General features: G+C 29.2%; 14 protein-coding genes. 13 read left to right on the forward strand and 1 reads right to left on the reverse strand.

The features are described from left to right. Positions 1-52 precede the first annotated feature (52 nt). From pepV to HPRAE_RS05055, 4 genes are all read left to right on the forward strand, one after another. On the forward strand, positions 53-1,462 hold the full coding sequence (gene pepV, locus HPRAE_RS05040) for a dipeptidase PepV (RefSeq protein WP_014553164.1): 1,410 nt from the start codon (positions 53-55) through the stop codon (positions 1,460-1,462). Beyond that, complete coding sequence (locus tag HPRAE_RS05045; RefSeq protein ID WP_014553165.1) at positions 1,455-2,765, forward strand: M18 family aminopeptidase; 1,311 nt, start codon at positions 1,455-1,457, stop codon at positions 2,763-2,765. Before pepV ends, HPRAE_RS05045 begins: the two co-directional genes overlap by 8 nt. Before the next feature lie 76 nt (positions 2,766-2,841). Beyond that, entirely contained in the window at positions 2,842-4,062 is a 1,221-nt protein-coding gene (locus HPRAE_RS05050) for a MalY/PatB family protein (RefSeq protein WP_014553166.1), read from the forward strand. Between the two features lie 26 nt (positions 4,063-4,088). After that, positions 4,089-5,303, forward strand: a complete 1,215-nt coding sequence (locus tag HPRAE_RS05055; protein WP_014553167.1) for a BaiN/RdsA family NAD(P)/FAD-dependent oxidoreductase — start codon at positions 4,089-4,091, stop codon at positions 5,301-5,303. A 58-nt stretch (positions 5,304-5,361) separates the two neighbouring features. On the opposite strand, the gene HPRAE_RS05060 is transcribed toward HPRAE_RS05055, so the two are convergent. Continuing rightward, positions 5,362-5,709: a YlbF/YmcA family competence regulator gene (locus HPRAE_RS05060; RefSeq protein WP_014553168.1), complete on the reverse strand. Its 348-nt coding sequence runs from the start codon at positions 5,707-5,709 to the stop codon at positions 5,362-5,364. A gap of 109 nt (positions 5,710-5,818) precedes the next feature. Between HPRAE_RS05060 and grxC the strand changes: the two genes are divergently transcribed. The 9 genes from grxC to HPRAE_RS05105 all read left to right on the forward strand — a co-directional run bounded on the left by grxC (position 5,819) and on the right by HPRAE_RS05105 (position 16,462). After that, positions 5,819-7,006 (forward strand): glutaredoxin 3, encoded by a 1,188-nt coding sequence (gene grxC, locus HPRAE_RS05065; RefSeq protein WP_014553169.1) that lies wholly within the window; start codon positions 5,819-5,821, stop codon positions 7,004-7,006. A 151-nt stretch (positions 7,007-7,157) separates the two neighbouring features. After that, a complete protein-coding gene (locus HPRAE_RS05070; RefSeq protein ID WP_014553170.1) occupies positions 7,158-7,439 on the forward strand; it encodes an acylphosphatase in 282 nt (93 codons plus the stop codon). Between the two features lie 39 nt (positions 7,440-7,478). After that, entirely contained in the window at positions 7,479-8,075 is a 597-nt protein-coding gene (gene pncA / locus HPRAE_RS05075; protein ID WP_014553171.1) for a bifunctional nicotinamidase/pyrazinamidase, read from the forward strand. 69 nt (positions 8,076-8,144) lie between these two features. Further along, positions 8,145-9,284: a THUMP domain-containing class I SAM-dependent RNA methyltransferase gene (locus HPRAE_RS05080; RefSeq protein WP_014553172.1), complete on the forward strand. Its 1,140-nt coding sequence runs from the start codon at positions 8,145-8,147 to the stop codon at positions 9,282-9,284. A gap of 23 nt (positions 9,285-9,307) precedes the next feature. Then, positions 9,308-10,243: a DMT family transporter gene (locus HPRAE_RS05085; RefSeq protein WP_014553173.1), complete on the forward strand. Its 936-nt coding sequence runs from the start codon at positions 9,308-9,310 to the stop codon at positions 10,241-10,243. After that, positions 10,230-11,243, forward strand: a complete 1,014-nt coding sequence (locus HPRAE_RS05090) for an aspartate-semialdehyde dehydrogenase (protein ID WP_014553174.1) — start codon at positions 10,230-10,232, stop codon at positions 11,241-11,243. The genes HPRAE_RS05085 and HPRAE_RS05090 overlap by 14 nt, the downstream gene beginning before the upstream one ends. A 231-nt stretch (positions 11,244-11,474) precedes the next feature. Next, positions 11,475-13,151, forward strand: a complete 1,677-nt coding sequence (locus HPRAE_RS05095) for a ribonuclease J (RefSeq protein ID WP_014553175.1) — start codon at positions 11,475-11,477, stop codon at positions 13,149-13,151. A gap of 104 nt (positions 13,152-13,255) precedes the next feature. Beyond that, positions 13,256-14,035 carry an undecaprenyl-diphosphate phosphatase gene (locus tag HPRAE_RS05100; protein ID WP_014553176.1) on the forward strand — a complete coding sequence of 260 codons (780 nt, stop codon included), beginning with the start codon at positions 13,256-13,258 and terminating at the stop codon, positions 14,033-14,035. A 69-nt stretch (positions 14,036-14,104) separates the two neighbouring features. Further along, complete coding sequence (locus tag HPRAE_RS05105) at positions 14,105-16,462, forward strand: FtsK/SpoIIIE family DNA translocase (protein ID WP_014553177.1); 2,358 nt, start codon at positions 14,105-14,107, stop codon at positions 16,460-16,462. Positions 16,463-16,475: the final 13 nt, after the last annotated feature.

Genomic DNA, 16,475 nt, shown 5'->3' on the forward strand with positions numbered 1-16,475 from the left:
TAAAATCATAATAGGAGGTGAATGTTTAATAGTTTAAACTATTAAACTAAATATGAAAAAAGAAATATTAAAAAGAGCAGAAGCATTAAGAGAAAATATGATTTTAAGCACCCAAGAATTGGTAAAAATACCGAGTGTAAAACAAGAAGCTACAGCAGAATATCCCTATGGTGAACCTGTTTATCAAGCTTTGGCAAAAGCTTTAGAAATTTCAACAGCTATGGGATTTAAAACTAAAAATATAGATAATCAAGCTGCACATGTAGAAATTGGAGCTGGAGAAGAAGTTTTAGCCTTACTTTGTCACTTAGATGTAGTACCTGAAGGTAGTGATTGGACTTATCCCCCTTATGCAGCTGAAATTCATGCTGATAAAATATATGGACGAGGTACTATAGATGATAAAGGGCCAACAGTAGCAGCCTTATACGCCTTAAAAATAGTAGATGATCTAGGAATTGAATTAAATAAAAGAGTTCGTTTAATTTTAGGTACTAATGAAGAAACTGGTATGGCTTCTTTAGATCATTATTTTAAAAAAGAAAAAATGCCAGATTTAGCTTTTAGTCCTGATGCTACTTTCCCTGCTATTCATGCTGAAAAAGGAATTTTAGATCTTAAATTTAAAGTAGAGTTAGATGGAGCTCCAAAAGAAGGACTTAAATTAGAAAAACTTGCAGGTGGAAATGCAACTAATATGGTTCCTGATTCTGCAGAAGCAGTTTTAAGTGGAATTACAAGAGATGAATTAGATGAGCTTTTAGCAGGAGTTGATTATCAAAAAGAAGATTTAACGATTAAAGCTGAAAATAATAATTTTAAATTATTATATCAAGGAATTTCAGCTCATGGAAGTATGCCTGAAAATGGGAAAAATGCTATTTCTTATTTAATAAATATTTTAGCTGAACTTCCTTTTGCTAACCACAAATTAAAGAAATTTTTAGAATTTTATCAAAGTAAAATTGGACTTGAATATGACGGCCAGTCAATAGGATGTAAGGATCAAGATGAGATTCCAACTAAATTAACTTTTAATACTGGAATTATTAAAGCTGAGCAAAAAGAAGTAGTTTTTTTAGTAAATATTAGATATCCAGTTAAATCTAGTGCTCAAAAAGTAATAGCTGATATCAAAACAGAAATAGATAATGATTTGATAGAGCTTGAAACTATTAAAAATGCTAAACCACTTTATATTCCAAAAGATGATCCTTTTATTCAAAAATTAATGAATGCTTATCAGGAGTTTACTAATGATCTAAGTCAACCAGTAGCTATTGGTGGAGGGACTTATGCTCGTAAAGTAGAAAAAGGAGTAGCTTTTGGTCCACTTTTTCCTGGTCAAGCTGAGTTAGCTCACCAAAAAGATGAATTTATTGCTATTTCTGATTTAGTTAAAAGTACAGCAATTTATGCAAAAGCAATTATAGATATAGCGGGAGTGAAAAATAATGCATAAAGAAGCCCAAGAACTAATAGATTTTATTAATAATTCTCCAACAGCTTTTCATGCTACTCAAAATTTGGAAACTGAACTTTCAGCAAATGGTTTTATAAAATTAGATCCCAGTCAAAAATGGGATTTAAAAATTGGAGAAAAATATTTTGTAAGTCGTAATGATTCTGCACTAATTGCTTTTATTCCAGGTCAAGATTTTTTAGATCATGGTTTTAGAATTATTTCTGCCCATACTGATAGTCCAGCTCTTAAAATAAAGCCAGATCCATTAATTGAAAATGAAGGTCAGCTTGTTTTAAATACAGAAATTTATGGTGGCCCGATTCTAAATACCTGGTATGATAGAGAACTCTCAATTGCTGGTAAAATTGTTTTAAAGTCTGAAAAATCTTTTGAATTAAAAGAAGAGTTGATTGATTTAGAAAAAAATATTGCTATTATTCCTAATTTAGCAATTCACTTAAATAGAGAGATTAATCAAAAAGCTAAAATAAATAAAAAGAAGGGCTTAAGAGCTCTAATAACCCAAACAAAAGCAAAAGAAAATAATTTAGCAGAAAAAGATGAATTAGATTTCAGTTTAAATAAGTTAATTACTCAAAATACTGAGTATGAGTTGACAGAGATTGTAGAAAGTGAATTATACCTTTATCCAAGTCAAAGAGCTCAATTTTTAGGAGCTGAAGCTGAATATATAGCCGCTAGAGCGCAAGATAATCTTTCGATGACTCATGCAGCTTTAAAAGCAATTAAAAGCTCTAAAACACATAAATGGACCCAGATGACTATTTTTTATGATAATGAAGAAATAGGTAGTCAGACTCCTCAAGGAGCAGATTCACCTTTTGTCTCAAATTTGATTGAAAGAATAATTTATAATTTAGGAGCAAATAAAGAAGATTATTATACAATTCTTGAAAAATCTTTTTTAGTTTCAGCTGATATGGCACATGCTGTTCATCCTAATTTTGGAGAAGAATCTGCTCAAAATAATAGAGCATTTTTAAATCAAGGACCAGTTATTAAATATAATGCTAATTTAAAATATACGACTCATGCTACTACAGCTGGTGTCTTAATTGATTTAATGGATAAAAATGATATTTCTTATCAAATTTATACTAATCGCAGTGACAAAAAAGGTGGTTCTACAATTGGCCCTATTGCTGCAACTCAGTTAGGAATTAAAAGCATAGATCTAGGTAATCCACTTTTAGCTATGCACTCTAGTAGGGAATTAGGTGGAAGTTTAGATCACAAACAAATGATAAAATTAATGAAATTATTTTTAAAAGAAGATTAAGCTAAACTTTAGTGGCTGATACTTACAGTATCAGCCCTAGTTTTAATTAATTTTTTTAAAAAGAAAGGAGAAAAAAATGAATAGCTTTAACTTTTCTAAACTAGAAAATCGCCAAAACACTATGTCAATTAAATGGGATAAAAGAGAGGCTATTTTTGGGAATAAAGATATTCTACCACTTTGGGTTGCAGATTCTGACTGGCAAACAGCACCTTTAATTAAAGCTGAATTAATTAAAAGAGCCCAAACTGGAATTTTTGGTTATAGTTTTCCTAATCAAAGTATTAAAACCACTATTTACAATTGGTTAAAAAATAGATTTGATTTAGAAATAGAAAAAGAATGGCTTGTTTTTGGAACAGGTGTTGTTCCAGCAATTAATTTTGCTTTAAAAACGATTACTAAAGCAAATGAGGCTGTAATTATTCAACCACCTGTTTATAGGCCATTTTTTGAAGCAGTTAAAAATAATAATTGTCAACTTATTAAAAATAATCTAGTCAAAAAAAATAATTATTATCAAATGGACTTAGTTCAGCTTAAAAAACAAATAAAAGCTCATAAAAAAAAGGGAATCAAAGTCAAAGCTTTAATTTTTTGCAGTCCTCATAATCCAGTAGGGAGGGTTTGGAAGAAAAAAGAGTTACTTGCTTTATTACGTTTATTAAAAAAAGAAGATATTTATCTTTTAAGTGATGAAATTCATGCTGATTTAGTTTATTCTAATTATCAACACCAGCCATTACTTAAACTTTTATTAGCAAAAGCTGAATTTAAAGAGTATCGAAAAAAAGTGATTTCTTTTATGTCAGCCAGTAAAACTTTTAATATAGCAGGTTTACATACTTCCTATACTCTAATTGAAGCAAAAGAGTTAAGAAAAGCTTATCAAAAAACAAAAGCAGGTTTTGCAACATCTAATAGTCCTTTTGGTCTATTAGCTCTAAAAACAGCCTATAATGAAGGTGAAAAGTGGCTGGAAGCACAGCTTAAATATTTAGAAGCAAATTATAGGTTTTTGCAAAAATATATTAAAGAAAATATTAAAGAAATTAAAGTTAGCAAAGCAGAAGGAACTTATTTAGTTTGGCTAGACTGTAGTCAATTAGGTTTTACAAGTGATCAAAAATTAATTGAGTTTATGAATCAAAAAGCAGGAGTCGGCCTTAATCCTGGAATTTGGTTTGGAAAAGAGTCAGGTTCAATGCATTTGCGTTTAAATTTAGCCTGTCCTCAAGCTAGATTAAAAAAGGCTTTAACTAAAATAAAGAAAGCAGTTAAAAATCGATCTAAATAATTAATTTTAAGGAAGGAAGTTGTATTTTGGCAAAAGTTATTATTATTGGTGGTGGCCCAGCAGGTATGATGGCTGCTTTAAGAGCTGCTAAAAATCAAAATGAAGTTTTTTTAATTGAAAAAAATAAAAATTTAGGTAAAAAATTATTAATCACAGGTAAAGGGCGCTGTAATTTAACCAATTATTCTGATTTGAATAATCATATAAAAAATATAGTTGATCAGCCTGAGTTTATGTATAGTTCATTAGCAGAATTTGATGCTTATCGACTTTATTATTTTTTTGAGGGACTAGGTTTAAAACTTAAAATAGAAAGAGGAGACAGAGTTTTTCCAAAATCAAATCGTTCTCAATCAGTTTTAAGAGTTTTACAAAAAGAATTATATAAAAATGAAGTTAAAATAATTACAGATCAAGTTATTGAAATTTTGACTGAAGCTCAGACAGCAGTTGGGGTTAAATTGAAATTTGGAGGCCAACTAAAAGCAGATAAAATAATTTTGGCAGCAGGTGGAGCTTCTTATCCTCAAACTGGTTCAGATGGGAGTGGTTTTAAATTAGCTAAAGCTTTAGGCCATCAAATAACTAAGCCGGAACCTGGCCTTTGTGGTTTAAAAACAAAAAACAAGTTAATTTATGAAGCTGAATCTTTAAAATTAAAGTATATTGAACTTAAATTATTAAAGAATGAAAAAGAAATCTATAGTGTTTTTGGAGACTTAAATATTAGAGAAGATTATTTAGATGGCCCTTTAGTTATTTCTGCTTCAATGTTTATTGATCAAAATCCAGCTGATTATCAATTAGAAATCGATTTAAAACCTGCTTTAGACTATCAAAGCCTTGATCAAAGAATTTTAAGAGATTTTGAGAAATATGCAAATAAATTTTTTGCTAATAGTTTAGGAGACTTATTACCCCAAAAATTAATTCCCGTAATTATTAAAAGTTCTTCTATTGCTTATAATAAAACAGTAAACCAGATTACTGCAGCTGAAAGGGAAGAACTGTTATCCTTATTAAAGAGTTTTAAAATTGAAATTAAGGCTAAAAAAGGATTTAAAAGGTCAATTGTAACCAGAGGTGGAGTAAATACTGCAGAAATTAATCCTAAAACTTTGGCATCCAAATTAATTGAAAACTTATATTTTGCGGGAGAGGTAATTGATGTAGCAGCTTTAACTGGGGGCTATAACTTACAAATAGCTTTTGCTACTGGTTATAAAGCAGGTAGTAATTAAATAAAAAAACCGCAGCCAGCTGACTGCGGTTATCTTTTCTTTCAAATTTTATAAATAATTACTCAGCGTCTTCATCTTTGCCTTGAAGTTTGTGAGTTATTACCTGATTTACAGAATTCATTAATTGGTTAAAGTGATTTTGAGCTTCATAGAATTCAGAGATTTTTTCATTTTTCTTCATTTTTTGTTCCATCATCTGTAATTCTTGTTTTTTCTCATCACTAATCTGCTTACCGTTTTGCTGCATCATTTGAACTTGCTGATACTTAGCATTCAAATTATCAAGCATTGATTTTGCATCTTCATCTGCAACCATAGTTGCTTCTTTTTCTTTTAATTCTTGAAATTCTTGTGATTCAACAATTGCTTCTGCAAGATTTTCCGCATATTCCATAACTGTTGCCATTTAATTTCACCTCATATTTAGATTTCTGTTATTTTCTAACAACCATATTTATGTTAACATTCACTAGAACTTATGTCAAATGGCTCTAATTTAAGAAGGAGGATTTATTATGTCAAAAGTATTAAAAATTGAAGTTTATTCTAAAGATTGGTGTCCTTATTGTAAAAAGGCTAAAGCTTTTTTGAAAAGTAAAAATTTAGATTTTCAAGAAATTGATATTAAAAAAGAAAATAATTATGAGGTGATGAAAAAAAGAACAAATAATAAAACTGTTCCTCAAATTATTATTAATAACCAAAGTTTAGGTGGTTATGATGACTTAATCGAATTAGAAAAAACGGGGGAATTAAATAAAATTTTGGGAGTGAAAACAAAAGATTTATCGCAAACAGAATGGGAATTAATCATTTTAGGAGCTGGGCCAGCAGCTTTAAATGCAGCTCTATATGCTGCTCGCAAAGGAATTAAACTTTTAGTTTTAACTCAAGATATAGGTGGTCAGGTGATTACAACTAATGAGATTGATAATTATTTAGGTAAAGCAGGAACTAATGGAGCTGATTTAATTGCTGATTTTTGGGATCATCTTGCTAAATATGAAGTTAAAACAGTAATTGGAGAAGAAGTAATAGCAATTAAAGAAAAAGCAAATAAAAAAATAATTGAAACTAATAATAAGAAAAAATATTCAAGTCAAGCAGTAATTATTGCAACTGGAGCTAAAAAAAGACATTTAGGTTTAAAACAAGAATATGTTTTAACTGGTAAAGGAGTTCATTATTGTGCTAGTTGTGATGCTTTTTTATATAAAGAACAACCAGTAGCTGTAGTTGGTGGGGGTAACTCTGGTTTAGAAGCAGCACTTGATTTAGCCAATATTGGCTCAGAAGTTGATTTAATTGAGTTAGAGTCTAAATTAATGGGAGATCAATATTTACAAAATAAGGTTAAAGCAAATAAAAATATAAGAGTACACACTGAAACTACTGTAGATCAAATAATTGGGGAAGAAAAATTAGAATCGATTATTATAAAAAACGCTAAAGATCAAAGTACTAAAGAATTAAATGTGAATGCTTTATTTATTGAAATTGGTTTGATTGCTAATAGTAGTTTTGCTAAAAACTTAGTTGAAACTAATAAGCAGCAAGAAATTATTATTGATCAGCAAAATCAAACAGCTGCTAAAGGAATTTGGGCTGCAGGGGATGTAACTAATATTATTGATAAACAAATAATTATTTCAGCAGCTGAAGGAGCTAAGGCAGCTCTTAGAGTTAATCAATATTTAGCTTAAATTTGGGCTTTAAGTTTATAATTATTAAATATTGTATTTTATTTAAAAGGCCATTTCTAAAATTGAAATGGCCTTTTAAAAAGTTTAACTTAAAGAAATTTGCCAGATATTATAATCATCTGTATAATGTAAACAGACGGAGGTGTTAGTAATGACTGTCAAAAAAGTTCAAAAACAAATATTTATTTCAGGTAGAGTGCAGGGAGTAGGTTTTAGAGCTTTTTGTCAAAAACAAGCATCTGCTTTAAAAATTAAAGGTTGGGTTAAAAATCTTAAAGATAGTCGAGTAGAAGCTGTGATTGAAGGAAAGGAAACTAATATTAGGCAGATGATTAAGAAATTAAAAAAAGGGCCATCATTTGCTAGAGTAGATAATCTTAAAATTATAGACAGAGATTTAACTGGTTTTAATAATTTTGAAATAAAATATTAATTTTCTTTTAATAATTTAATTAAATCAGAGGTGAAAAAAATGAACAAAGCTTTAATTGCGGTTGATTTACAAAATGATTTTTATGAAAATGGTAATTTAGGAGTAAAAGAAGCCTCTAAGATTAATCAAACAGTTAATAGATATTTAGCAGCAAAGGAATATAAACTAATTGTAGCTTCACAAGATTGGCATCCAGAATCTCATTTAAGTTTTGCAGTTAATCATAATCAAAAACCATATACCCCTTATAATGAGCAGAAAGGACTCGGACCTCTATTATGGCCTAAACATTGTGTGCAAAATTCTGAAGGAGCTGAGTTCCAAGCTGATATAGAAACTAAATACTTTGATTATATATTAAGAAAAGGTAGTTTAAAGAAAGTAGATAGTTATTCTGCTTTTTATGATAATGATGGGAGTGATTTGGGTTTAGCCGGCTTATTAAAGTCTTTAGCAGTTAAAGAAGTAGATATTTTAGGTTTAGCATTTGATTATTGTGTTAAATTTACTGCTTTAGATAGTATTAAAAATGATTTTAAAACAAATATTATTTTAAAGGCAACTAAAGCTGTCAATAAAGAAAATGTAGCTGAGGTTAAAGCAGAATTAAAAGAGGCAGGAGTCAACTTTAAATAAAGTCTGAACTTTATTTAAGGTTAAAGTTTGAAATTAAAATAAAATAATAAGTAAAAAGGAGAGATTTATTTGCAAAAGATAGAAATTATGGCAACAAGTACTTTTGGTATGGAAGCCTTAGTCAAAAAAGAAGTAAAAAAATTGGGATATGAAATTACCGAAGTGAAAAATGGAAGAGTTACTTTTATCGGTGATTTGGAAGCAATAGCAAGGGCAAATTTATGGTTAAGAACAGCTGAAAGAGTTCTAGTTAAAATTGGAGAGTTTAAAGCCAGAGACTTTGATCAGCTTTATGAGGGAGTTAAAGCTTTAGATTGGCCGCAGTGGTTACCTGAAAATGCAGAATTTCCAGTTAGTGCTAAATCGATCGATTCTAAATTAAGTAGTGTTCCAACTTGTCAATCTGTTACTAAAAAGGCAGTTGTTGATAATTTAAAAGCAGAATATGGAATTAGTTGGTTTGATGAAGATGGCCCACTTTATCCAATTGAACTTGCTTTATATAAGGATAGGGCCATTTTGACTATTGATAGTTCAGGTAGTGGACTGCATAAAAGAGGCTATAGAGAATTATCAGTTACTGCACCTATCCAAGAAACTATAGCAGCTGGTCTTGTTTATTTAAGTCGTTGGGATCAAGATAGAATTTTAATTGATCCTTTTTGTGGTTCAGGTACTATTTTAATTGAAGCAGCTATGATGGCTAAAAATCAGGCTCCAGGTTTAAAAAGAAAATTTAATTCTGAAAAATGGCCTATTTTTAAGGACTTTGAATGGCCCCGGGCGCGTGTAGAAGCTAAAAAAGCTAAAAAAATCAATGTTGAGCCTCGCTTAATTATGGGTTATGATTATGATCCAGAAGCAATAAGCATTGCACGTTACCATGCCCAACAAGCAGGAGTAGAAGAAATTATTCATTTTCAAGAACAAGATTTTAAAGAGTTCTCTACTAATCGAAAATATGGTTATGTGATTACTAATCCTCCTTATGGAGAGAGAATGGGAGAAAAAGAAGAAGTAGAGGATTTATATAAATTAATGGGAGAAAAGTTTTTAGAATTAGAAACTTGGTCTTATTATATTATTACTTCTCACTCTAAATTTGAAAAAGTATTTGGTAAAGAAGCAAGTAAAAGAAGGAAGCTTTATAATGGGGGAGTAGAAACTCAGTATTATCAATATTATGGACCTTGGCCACCAAAGAATTAGTTAGAGAAAAGTGAGTGATAAAAATGTTTAGACTAAGAGAGTATTTTCCTTATTTAGCTGGTTTAACTTTCAGTTTAGTTTTTGGATTTTCATTTTTATTCATCAAGGAGGGATTGGAGTTAATGACTCCATTCCACTTACTTGGTTTTCGTTTTGCTATAGCATTTTTGTGTTTAAGCTTATTAAGACTCTTAGGCTTAATAGAAATTAATTTAAAAAACAAGAATTTAAAAAAATTGTTTTTATTATCTTTATTTCAACCAGGTATTTATTTTATCTTTGAAACTACTGGTATGTTATATACTAATTCTTCTGAAGCAGGAATGATGATTGCTTTAACTCCAATTGCAGTAACCATTTTAGCTATTTTTATTTTAAATGAAAAACCGAGTATCAAGCAGAGTTTTTTTATAGTTTTATCAGTTATTGGAGTTTTTTTTATTATTTTCAATCGAGGTACAAGTAATATTGAAGGAAATTATTTAGGTTTAATTTTATTAGGAGTAGCTGTTATTGCAGCTGCTTTTTATAATATTATTTCTAGACAGTTATCATTAGAGTTTAAACCTGTAGAAATTACATATGTGATGATGGGCTTTGGTGCTTTATTATTTAATAGTGTGGCTCTTTTTAGACAAGGTTTTGCTTTAGAAAGTTATTTTAGTTTGTTGGCAAATAAGAGTGTTTTAATTTCAGTAATTTATTTAGGAGTTTTTTCTTCAGTAGTTGCTTTTTTTATGATGAATTATACTCTTTCTAAGATTACTGCTGCTGAATCGGCAGTTTTTGCTAATTTAACAACAGTTGTTTCAATATTTGCTGGAGTAGTATTTAGAAATGAATCATTTTTTAAATTCCAACTAGTAGGAGCTATTTTAATAATAATTGGAGTCTGGGGAACAAACTATTTTGCTAAGGCTGTAATTAAGAAAGGAGAAGATATATATGAGAAAGTATAATCTAGCAGTAGTAGGAGCTACTGGTCTAGTAGGAAGAGAAATACTTAAAATTTTAGTAGAAAGAGATTTTCCTATTAAAAAAATTAAAGTAATTGCCTCTGAAAATTCAGCTGGCAAGAAAATAGAATTTAAAGATCAAAAGTTAGAAGTTATAACTGCAACTAAGGGGGTTTTTAAAGAAATAGATATTGCTTTATTTTCTGCAGGCACTGAAGTAGCTAAAAAGTTAGCTCCTCAAGCTAAGAAAGAGGGAGCTATAGTAATAGACAATAGCAATGCTTTTAGAATGGATAAAAAAATACCTTTAGTAGTCCCAGAAGTAAATGCAGTTGATTTAAAAATTCATCAAAAAATTATTGCTAATCCTAATTGTTCTACTATCCAAATGGTAATGCTTTTAAAACCACTTGCCCAAAAATATGGTTTAAAAAGAGTAGTTGTTAATACTTATCAAGCTGTTTCAGGAGCTGGAAAAAAAGCGGTTGATGAAATGTTAGAGCAAACAAAAGCTTATTTGAAAGAAGAAAAAATAGAAAATAAACATTTTAAACATCAAATTGCTTTTAATGCTATTCCACAAATAGATACTTTTATGGATAATGATTATACTAAAGAAGAAATGAAAATGATAAATGAAACTCGTAAAATATTAGCAAAACCTAAATTAGCTATTACAGCTACTTGTGTTCGGATACCTGTTATTTTTGGGCATGGAGAAGTATTAAATATTGAATTAAAAAGTTCTTATAAAATTGAAGCTCTAAAATCTTTAATTAAAAAAAGCCCTAATATAGAGTTAATAGATGATCCACTTAATTATAGATATCCTCTACAGACTGATACTGAAACTAATGATAATGTATTAGTGGGTAGAGTAAGGAGAGATAATTCTTTAAAAAATGGGATAAATTTATGGTTAACAGCAAATAATTTACGTAAGGGAGCTGCCTTAAATGCAGTTCAAATTGCAGAAAATTTAATCACTAACAATTTAGTGTAAAAATTATAAATGTTTAATTTTGCTTGTTTTTTATTTGAATAATATGTATAATAATATTAACGCTTTGGATCGGGTTGTTTTAATTTTTGATTTATAAGATATAATTAATAGTTTTTGTGTGTAATTCTAAATTAGAATATTTTAAGTTTAAGTTAAACTTTTAGTTAGATTAAAAATAAAGAGTTAGAAAGATTAAGTTTTAAAATACTATGGAGGTGTTTTGTTTTTTAAATGAAGGATAACAATAAAATAAAAGATGTTTCAATGACTACACTTGGTGGAGTCGGAGAAATTGGAAAGAACATGTGGGTTCTGGAAATTGGTGACGAAATGTTGATAATTGATTCGGGAGTTAAATTTCCAGAAAATGATTTACTTGGAATAGACTTAGTAATTCCTGATTTTGATTATGTGATTAAAAACAAGGACAAGATTAATGGGATTGTATTAACACATGGTCATTTAGATCATATAGGGGCTTTACCATATTTGCTAAAAGAAATTAATGCTCCAATTTATGGTACTAAATTGACTTTAGGACTTTTGGAAGGTAATTTAAAAGAACATCGTTTGCTCAAAGATACTAGATTAAAAGTAGTAAACTCCGGTAAAAAATATCAAGTTGGTAGTTTCGAGGTTGAGTTTATAAGGGTTAATCATAGTATAGCTGATACTTGTGCACTTGCTATTCATACACCTTTAGGACCTATTGTTTATGCCAGTGACTTTAAGTTTGATCAAACTCCTATTGATGGACAAGTTGCTGATTTTCATAAATTAGCAGAATTAGGAGATAGTGAAGAAGGGGTGCTGGCCCTTTTTTCAGATAGTACTAATGTTGAGCGTGAGGGATACACACTATCAGAAAAAGTTGTAGGAGAAACAGTAGAAGAAATATTTAGAGGTGCTCGGGAAAGAATAATTGTGGCAACTTTTGCTTCAAATATTCATCGAGTTCAGCAAATTGTCGATGCTGCTTTTAAATATAATCGGAAAATAGCCTTTACTGGTAGAAGTATGATTAATAATGTAGATATAGCTCGTCGTTTAGGTTATTTACAAGTTCCAGATGATATGATAGTAGATATTAGAGATTGTTCTGATTTACCTGATAGCAAAGTTACTCTACTAACAACTGGAAGTCAAGGTGAACCTTATGCAGCTTTAACTAGGATGGCCCGGGGAGACCATTATCATATTAATATTAAAAAGGGAGATACAGTTATGATCTCTGCTTCTGCAATCCCTGGTAATGAAAAATTTGTAGGTCAAACTATTAATAAACTTTATCGTCGAGGCGCAAATGTAATTTATGAAGATGTTTCTGGAGTTCATGTCTCAGGTCATGCAAGTCAAGAAGAATTAAAATTAATGCTTAATCTGGTAAAACCTAAGTACTTTGTTCCAGTGCATGGTGAATATAGACACTTATATAAACATGCAGATTTAGCAGAGAAAAATGGTATACCTAAAGATAATATATATATAGCTGATGTCGGAGACAAGATTAATTTTTCTGAAGACAAAGTTTCTAAAGCAGAAAAAATTCAATCAGGTGATGTCTTAATTGATGGTCTTGGCATTGGTGATGTCGGAAATATTGTTTTAAGAGATAGAAAATTACTTTCTGAAGATGGAATTATTATAGTTGTAGTTACAATTGATAAACATGGTAATATTTTAGTAGGTCCAGATATCATTACTAGAGGTTTTGTTTATATTAGAGAATCTGAAGAATTAATTGAATCTGCAACAAAGCGAGTAGAAAGAGCTTTAAAAGACTGTGAAGAAAATAATGTGACAGAATGGTCAGTTCTTAAAGATACTATTCGGAAATCACTTAATAATTACATTTATCAAAAAATAAAGAGAAATCCAATGATTTTACCTGTAATTATGGAAGTATAGAAATTAAGTTTAAATTAACCAGCTGTGTAAAAGCAGCTGGTTTTAAGTTTGAACATATGTTTATTTTTATGATATAATAAAAAGATAAAAGGAGGATTTTAAAATTGAATAGTTTGCAAGCTATATTTTTGGGTATAATTCAGGGTTTAACAGAATTTATACCAGTTAGCAGTTCAGGTCATCTAGTTATTGCTCAATCTTTTTTAAATATTAAAGAAGATCAGATTTTATTTAATGTTATTTTACATATTGGAACTTTAATTCCTATTTTTATTGTTTTTAAGCAAGATATTAAAGATATGATTTTATTTAAAAAAGAAAAGAGAAAAGAAATTATCTATATCTTATTAGCTATTATTCCAACTGGTATAATTGGAGTTTTATTTGAAGATTTTTTTGCGGAATTGTTTTCTAATTCTTATTTAACAGCTCTAATGTTAATTTTAACTGGTTTAATATTATATATTACAGAAAAAATAGAAAGTGGAACTAAAGAAGTAGAAGATTTAAAATTTTGGCAGCCTTTCTTAGTTGGTTTAGCTCAGGCAGGAGCAATTATTCCAGGTATTTCCCGTTCCGGAACTACAATAGCTGCCTCTTTATTTCAAGGTTTAAATAGAGAAGCTGCTGCTAGGTTTTCTTTTTTAATGTCTGTACCTGTTATTGGAGGAGCTGGCTTATTACAATTTTTAAATGTTTTAGAAAAAGGATCTTTTGAGCTTGAAATTAAAATTGTAATTTTAGGTTTTTTAGCAGCTTCGATTTCGGGTTATTTAGCTATTAAAATTTTATTAAAAGTTTTAGCAGAGAAAAAACTAAATTATTTTAGTTATTATTGCTGGATTTTAGCTATTTTAGTAATTTTACTTAATTTACTTAAATAAGCTTTGTCAAATTATTATTTATAAATTTTTATTCAATCAGAACTTATATTTATTGAAGGAGGAGCAAGGATGAGCAACAAAAAAAATGATTCCCAAATAGAAAAAAGAAAAAATGAAATCTTGGGTTTATTTTTAATCACCTTTGCTGCAATTAGTTATTTAGCAATATTTAGTAATTCAGCAGGGCTTTTGGGAAATTACTTAAGTAATGCTTATTATTTTTTAGTAGGTAGTGGTAGTTATTTTTTTCCACTTTTATTTATTTATTGGGGAATTCAATTTATTCGCTCTCGAGAAATAAAGTTTTCAAGTAGATTTGGTGGTCTTTTAATTGCTTTTACTGCAATCATTTCAATAATTAACTTAAGTAAAGGTGTTCAAAAGCCTTTAGTTATTAATTTTAATACAGCTGGGGGTATTATTGGTAATACTATTAGTTATTTTTTAGCCGAATTATTTGCTGTTAATGGAGCTTATATTATTCTTTCTGTTATATTATTGATTGGTCTGCTTTTATTATTTGATTTATTTTTACATAATATTTTTAGTAAAGTAAAAATTAAAATTAAAGCAATCAAAGAAAATAGCTTAAATTTTAAAGAAGAATTTAAATCATTTTTTGCTAATTTATCTTTTGATAAATTTAATTTTTTAAATAAAATAAAAGAAAAGGCAAAGAATAAAAAACAAGAAAAAAAAGAGGTTAAAAAAGAACCAAAAAAAGATAAAGAAAAAGATAAAGAAAAAGATGATTCTCAAAAAGATAAGCAAGCTCAAATCATTGAAGATAAAACTCCACCCCAAAAAACAGTTAAAGCTAAAAAAGAGTCTACTAATAATAATTCAAATAATGATAAATCAGTTAAAACAAAAAGAAATAATTTTAAAGCTAAACCTAAAGAAGTAAAAGAAGATTTTGATATTAGCAAAGATCAATCGAAAAATGTCAATGATCAAGGTAGAAAATATGGTGATTACACTTTTCCTGGTATCTCTCTTTTAAATAATTCTGGAAAAAAGAAAGTTAAATTAGCTAATAAAAGTGAATTATTAGAGGAAACTCTGAATAGTTTTGGAGTTGAAGCTAAAGTGATTAATGTTAATCATGGACCAACAATTACTCGCTATGAAATTCAACCTGCAACTGGAGTTAAAGTGAGTAAAATTGTTAATTTATCTGATGATATATCTTTAGCTTTAGCAGCCAGAGATGTAAGAATTGAAGCTCCAATCCCAGGTAAAGCTGCTGTAGGAATTGAAGTTCCACATGGTAATAATATTACTGTTTCATTTAGGGATGTAATTGTTTCAGAAGAATTTCAAAATGCGGAAGATAAATTAACCTTAGCTTTAGGCAAAGGAATAGATGGTGATACTGCAGTCTTTAACTTAGCCAAAATGCCTCATTTATTAGTTGCTGGTGCTACTGGATCTGGAAAAAGTGTTTGTATTAACACTTTAATTAGTAGTATCTTATATAGAGCAACACCTGCAGAAGTAAAATTATTATTAGTTGATCCCAAAAAAGTAGAATTAAATATTTATCAAGGCTTACCTCATTTAATTACACCTGTAGTTACTGATCCTCAAAAAGCTGCTAATGTACTGAAATTAGTAGTAGAAGAAATGGAAAATAGATATGATCTTTTTTCAGAAACAGGAAGCAGAGGTATAGAATCTTATAATAAGCAAGTAGAAGATCCAGAAGCTAAAATGCCTTATATAGTTGTAATTATTGATGAATTATCAGATTTAATGATGGTTGCTGCAAATGAGGTAGAAGATAACATTTGTCGTTTAGCTCAGATGTCAAGAGCTGCTGGTATCCATTTAATAATTGCTACTCAAAGACCATCTGTAGATGTAATTACTGGTTTAATTAAAGCTAATATTCCAAGTCGCATTTCTTTTGCAGTTTCCTCAGCTACAGATTCTCGTACTATTTTAGATATGGGTGGAGCTGAAAAATTATTAGGTAAAGGAGATATGCTTTTTTCCCCAGTTGGAATGCAAAAACCTCAAAGAATCCAGGGATCTTTTTTAACTGATCAAGAAATATCGGAAATAACTTCTTTTGTTAAAAGTCAAGCAACTGCTGACTATAAGATTGAAAAAGATGATATTAAAGAGGTAGAATTATCAATTGATGATGAACAAGATGAATTATACGAGGAAGCAGTCAAGTTAGTTGTTAAATATCGTGCTTCAATATCTATGCTGCAGAGAAGACTACATATTGGTCATTCTCGAGCAGCGAGATTAATTGATTCAATGGAAGAAGATGGAATTGTTGGTCCATATGCTGGTAGTAAACCTCGAGAAGTTTTAGTAGAAGAAAGTGATTTAGAAGCAGTTCTTAATGGTGAAAGCTCAGATGAAACTGAAAAATCTGAAGTCAAAAATCTTGACAAAAAAATTGAATTGTGATACTATTAAAACA

The sequence above is a fragment of the Halanaerobium praevalens DSM 2228 genome, assembly GCF_000165465.1.
GTDB lineage: Bacteria > Bacillota > Halanaerobiia > Halanaerobiales > Halanaerobiaceae > Halanaerobium > Halanaerobium praevalens.

Bases quoted from the DNA above. Each gene is read 5' to 3' on its own strand.
- pepV (WP_014553164.1), top strand. From the start codon at position 53: ATGAAAAAAGAAATATTAAAAAGAGCAGAAGCATTAAGAGAAAATATG.
- HPRAE_RS05045 (WP_014553165.1), top strand. From the start codon at position 1,455: ATGCATAAAGAAGCCCAAGAACTAATAGATTTTATTAATAATTCTCCA.
- HPRAE_RS05050 (WP_014553166.1), top strand. From the start codon at position 2,842: ATGAATAGCTTTAACTTTTCTAAACTAGAAAATCGCCAAAACACTATG.
- HPRAE_RS05060 (WP_014553168.1), bottom strand. From the start codon at position 5,709: ATGGCAACAGTTATGGAATATGCGGAAAATCTTGCAGAAGCAATTGTT.
- grxC (WP_014553169.1), top strand. From the start codon at position 5,819: ATGTCAAAAGTATTAAAAATTGAAGTTTATTCTAAAGATTGGTGTCCT.
- HPRAE_RS05070 (WP_014553170.1), top strand. From the start codon at position 7,158: ATGACTGTCAAAAAAGTTCAAAAACAAATATTTATTTCAGGTAGAGTG.
- pncA (WP_014553171.1), top strand. From the start codon at position 7,479: ATGAACAAAGCTTTAATTGCGGTTGATTTACAAAATGATTTTTATGAA.
- HPRAE_RS05085 (WP_014553173.1), top strand. From the start codon at position 9,308: ATGTTTAGACTAAGAGAGTATTTTCCTTATTTAGCTGGTTTAACTTTC.
- HPRAE_RS05090 (WP_014553174.1), top strand. From the start codon at position 10,230: ATGAGAAAGTATAATCTAGCAGTAGTAGGAGCTACTGGTCTAGTAGGA.
- HPRAE_RS05095 (WP_014553175.1), top strand. From the start codon at position 11,475: ATGAAGGATAACAATAAAATAAAAGATGTTTCAATGACTACACTTGGT.
- HPRAE_RS05105 (WP_014553177.1), top strand. From the start codon at position 14,105: ATGAGCAACAAAAAAAATGATTCCCAAATAGAAAAAAGAAAAAATGAA.